The sequence below is a fragment of the Blautia sp. CAG:237 genome, assembly GCF_000436615.1.
GTDB classification, from domain to species: Bacteria; Bacillota; Clostridia; order Lachnospirales; family Lachnospiraceae; genus Blautia_A; species Blautia_A intestinihominis.
The window spans coordinates 2,250-6,667 of record NZ_FR886757.1; the positions used below are offsets into that span (position 1 = coordinate 2,250).

General features: G+C 46.5%; 3 protein-coding genes and 3 pseudogenes. 3 read left to right on the forward strand and 3 right to left on the reverse strand.

Annotated elements, in window-relative coordinates; translation table 11 throughout:
- On the forward strand, positions 1 to 839 hold an 839-nt coding region (locus QZL69_RS10710; RefSeq protein WP_291519381.1), incomplete at its 5' end, for an acyl-CoA dehydratase activase.
- Between the two features lie 15 nt (positions 840 to 854).
- The gene (dhaS, locus tag QZL69_RS10715) at positions 855 to 1,397 is read left to right on the forward strand and encodes a dihydroxyacetone kinase transcriptional activator DhaS (RefSeq protein ID WP_022215204.1); all 543 of its coding nucleotides are present in this window, start codon (positions 855 to 857) and stop codon (positions 1,395 to 1,397) included.
- Positions 1,398 to 1,459: 62 nt separating this feature from the next.
- On the opposite strand, the gene QZL69_RS10720 is transcribed toward dhaS, so the two are convergent.
- The 3 genes and pseudogenes from QZL69_RS10720 to QZL69_RS10730 form a co-directional block, all read right to left on the reverse strand.
- Entirely contained in the window at positions 1,460 to 2,461 is a 1,002-nt protein-coding gene (locus QZL69_RS10720) for a hypothetical protein (RefSeq protein WP_022215205.1), read from the reverse strand.
- A 156-nt stretch (positions 2,462 to 2,617) separates the two neighbouring features.
- Positions 2,618 to 2,797: pseudogene (locus tag QZL69_RS14020) on the reverse strand (carbohydrate ABC transporter permease); the annotation flags it as partial.
- A pseudogene (locus QZL69_RS10730) lies at positions 2,770 to 3,692 on the reverse strand (carbohydrate ABC transporter permease). The pseudogenes QZL69_RS14020 and QZL69_RS10730, both read right to left, overlap by 28 nt.
- A gap of 132 nt (positions 3,693 to 3,824) precedes the next feature.
- Here QZL69_RS10730 and QZL69_RS10735 point away from each other — a divergent pair.
- Positions 3,825 to 4,418: pseudogene (locus QZL69_RS10735) on the forward strand (GH36-type glycosyl hydrolase domain-containing protein); the annotation flags it as partial.

Below are 4,418 nucleotides of genomic sequence, written 5' to 3' on the forward strand. Positions count from 1 at the left end.
GTCTGGAGGCTTTTGCAGAGAGCCTGAACATAGAGACAGAAACGAGAAGGGAGAAAACCATGGGTAAAGGATATTTTGCAGGAATCGACAGTGGTTCTACCAGCACGGATGTTGTGATCCTGGACAGAGACAAAAAGATTGTTTCCAGCGTGATCATGCCGACAGGAGCAGGGGCCGCGAATGGCGCGGAGCGTGCATTGGAAGAAGCACTCAGACAGTCTAACCTTAACAGAGAAGACATCGATGCAGTCGTGACCACAGGATACGGAAGAACTGCGATCTCTGATGGCGACAAGAGTATCACAGAGATCACCTGCCATGCAAGGGGCGCCCATTTCCTGGATCCATCTGTCAGAACGGTCGTCGATATCGGCGGGCAGGACAGCAAAGTTATCCGCCTGAATGATGACGGTTCTGTCAAAAACTTCGTCATGAACGACAAATGTGCCGCCGGAACAGGAAGATTCCTGGAGATGATGGCAAAAACCATGGAAATGAACCTGGATGAACTCAGTAAAGTAGGACTTTCCTATCAGGAGGATATTACGATCTCCAGTATGTGCACAGTTTTTGCCGAATCAGAGGTGGTTTCCCTGATCGCACAGAACAAAGCAACCGATGACATCGTCCATGGACTGAATAAGGCGGTTGCGGCCAAAACAGCCTCCCTCGTGAAACGTGTCGGAGGGGAAGAGGCATATATGATGACTGGCGGTGTTGCACAGAATCAGGGTCTTGTCAAAACGTTGGAGGAGAGACTGGGAACGAAGCTGGTGATCAGCGATAAATCACAGCTTTGCGGAGCTCTTGGTGCAGCATTATTTGCAACAGAAATGTAAGAAGGAGGTACTATCGTGGCAGACTCTAATATTACGAAGCGTGCACTGGCATCGGCATTAAAGGAATTGATGGAATCTACCCCATTCAGTAAGATCACCGTTTCAGATATCTGTGCAAAATGCAATATGAACCGCAAAAGTTTCTACTATCATTTCAAGGACAAGTTTGACCTTGTGAACTGGATCTTTGATGTGGAGTATCTGAGCCACGTACAGCTTGGCGTAGATCTGATCGGATGGGACAGTGTCCTTCATCTCTGCGATTATTTTTATGAAAATAAAGATTTTTACAGGAAAGTCATGAAAGTAGAAGATCAGAATTCGTTTTCCAATCATTTCCGGGATATCGTAGGACCGGTCATGGCAGAGGATATCAAAGAAATCCTTGGAGATCAGACGAACACGGATTTTTATGTAAACTTCTGGAATGATGCGATCATCTGCGCGTTCGGCAGATGGATCTCAGAGAGAAATCCGGTACCACCGAAGGAATTTGTGAAATTACTCAAATCCTGCATCAAAGTGATCATCAAGACACAGGAAAGACTTGACGCATAAAAGTACAAAAATATAAGCCTTATTCACTCAGCAAACGAATGAATAAGGCTTTTTTGGTGGAGTTAAAGTGCTTTGGTAAAAAGTTCTTTCAGTGGCTGGTCAAAGAGGTTGTACGGTGTCCTGAAAACTTCTCTGCCAGGTGTATAGAGCGTACCGTCAGGTCCGAAGCCGACGACACTGGTCGGAGAAGAGATGATATTTCCGATCACTTCTGTATCGCAGAACAGATCCAGTGGGATCGTGCGGTATCGCTGGGCACTCCGGTCTTCGGTTATTTTCTGGTAGATGGCGTGGCGGGTTTCAATGGAGCAGTCCACATTGCTGAAAACAGCGGCGAACGGGCAGTGCATTTCTTCTGCAAAACGGAAGTAAGTGCCGGCCAGGATCTCATCACGGTCTTCCTCAGAATAGAGATGATACAGAGAGTACAGGAGACGATGGTCTCTGAGTACGAGGCAGGCTGCCTCTGCCTGATCATCGTATTTCACTGCGAACAAGACGTTGTTCAGTGCTTCAGATTTTTCTGCGAGCTCTTCTGTTATTCTGGAAGGATCACAGAGAAGGATGATCGCACAGTCCGGGTTATTCTGGATAAGAGGAAGTATTTCTGCGGGATCATCCTTCGTATAGAGGAAGTAAGTGTAGATTCCAAGTTCCTTGCCCTGTTTCAGTACAGAATCATATTTTGTAATAAAATCCGGCAGGGAAGTATCGATGACCAGTGAAAGCAGCCATGGAACATTGATATCCTCTGTGCGTTTCAGTTTACGGATCATGTGCGCGCCTGTCGTGCAGCCATTGTAACCGATATTCAGACCAAAGTCGATCAGTTTCTCCTTATCCATGTGCTTGAGGATATCCTCGATCAGTGGATAATAAGGGCTGTTTTCGTTGTTCAGCATTGCACGTGATATTTCAAAAAAAGACTGCTGGAACCGGCCGTTTGCAAAGTTCAGTGCCATATCTACGAGATTTCGGGTGCATCGCTCCGGAGATTCATCGGAATCTTTGAGCGCAGTCTTTATAAAAGTCTTTATAACAATTCGAGAAGTTTTTGCTGTCATTTTGATATCCCTTCGATAGAAAAGTTGTGGAATACAGACGAAAAAGACACGTTTCAGTCTGTATTATCGTTACTTTTAATTAAATCACAAACCGAAAGGGTATGCAATAGACATTCTGAAAGACATGTCCCAAATTTAGGCTGAGAGTGCGCTGTTTTACCCCTTTACACCGCCAAGCGCAACGCCTGATACGATAAACCGGGAAAGCGGGATGTACACGATGATAACCGGGAAGATGGAAAATGCGATCATCACATAAACCTGTCCCATATCAAACTTCAGGAAATCTGCACTTCGAAGCTGTGCGATCAGTACAGGAAGTGTTTTTTTCTTGTCTGGTTGAAACGGAATACGATCAGGCTCAGAAGCCCTGTGATGACAAACAGGAATACGGACAGTGCACCGCCCATGCCGTAGTTCTTGCTGAACAGATACTTGTTCAGGTACATGATCAGTGTCATGGTGGAACGCATCGGATCACCGGTTCCGTTTGTAAGGATCTGTGGTACGTCAAACATCTGCATGCCGCCGATCAGGGATGTGATCATAACGTAGATCAGGATCGGGCGGAGAAGCGGGAGAGTGATCCTTCTAAAAATCTGGGAGGATGTCGCACCGTCCACTTCTGCAGCCCCATAGAGTGACGGGTCAATGCCCATCATGCCTGCCATCAGAAGGATCGTTGTATTACCGAACCACATCAGGAAGTTCAGCAGTGCAACAAGCGTCCGGGCACTCCATTTGTGGCTGAAAAAAGAATATGCCTGTTTCAGGATCCCCGCATGGACCAGCATGGCATTGATCGGACCGCCGTCTGCAAATAAGGTAAAAAACAACATTGCAAAGGCAGATGCCATGATAAGGTTCGGAAGGTAAATCACAGTCTTAAAAAATCTCTGTCCCTTAAGACGGAGGCTAGGGTTGGAAAACCATGCACCGAGGAGCAGGGAAACCAGGATCTGGGAACAAATCCCATCACCCACATGATCATCGTGTTTTTGAAATAGATCCAGATCTCACCGTCCTGGAAGAGTTTTGCATAGTTGGCAAAGCCCACAAAGTTCGGTCCGACCTGCGTAAGTCCCGATCTGTAATTTTCAAAGAAGCTGTTATAAATTGTAGTGATAAGCGGAACAAGCTGGAATATGAGGTATACTACTACAAACGGTATCAGAAAGATATAACCCCATTTGTTATAGCTGACCGCCTTATGGTTATTATTCTTTGCCATTTTTGTCCTCCATAAGTCTTTTCCATAATGTAAAACGTGCCCGCCTGATGGTCAGGCAGGCACGTTGGTTGTGGGGCTTAGTAAGTAAGTTCTGGATATTTTTCTACGACTGCTTTGTAGAACAGGTCGAGAATTGGAAGTGGATTTAACGATGCCCCGCTGTGGCTGATCGCGGCAGTGGCGGCATACATCAAAGAGACGGGTGATTATGAGATCCTGGATGAGCCAGTGCCGTTTGACTGCAAAAAGGGAACCGAAGAGCCTCTGTTTGAGCATCTGAACCGGTCTTTCCAGTTTACTGTGACACATCTCGGATCGCACAGACTTCCACTGATCGGAAGGGCGGACTGGAATGACTGTCTGAACCTGAACTGCTTCTCCAGTGAGCCGGGTGAACCTTTCCAGACGACAGGACCTTCTGAGGGATCGGTGGCAGAGTCGGTATTTATCGCGGCAATGTTTGTAAAATATGGCAGGGAATTTGCAGAGATCTGCAGATGTACAGACAGGGAAAAACTGGCAGCAGAGGCAGAAAAAGCTCTCGATTCTGTACAGAAACATCTCGAGACAAAATATGGCATCATGCTTCTGCAGCCGGCATACACCAGATATCATCTGGAACTTGGCGAGATCACATCTTACCCGCCGGGATACAAGGAAAATGCAGGAATCTTCTGTCATAATAATCCGTGGATCTCGATCGCAGAGACAATGATCGGAAGAGGA

Coding starts and splice junctions, on each gene's coding strand:
- QZL69_RS10720 (WP_022215205.1), bottom strand. CDS start 2,461: ATGACAGCAAAAACTTCTCGAATTGTTATAAAGACTTTTATAAAGACT.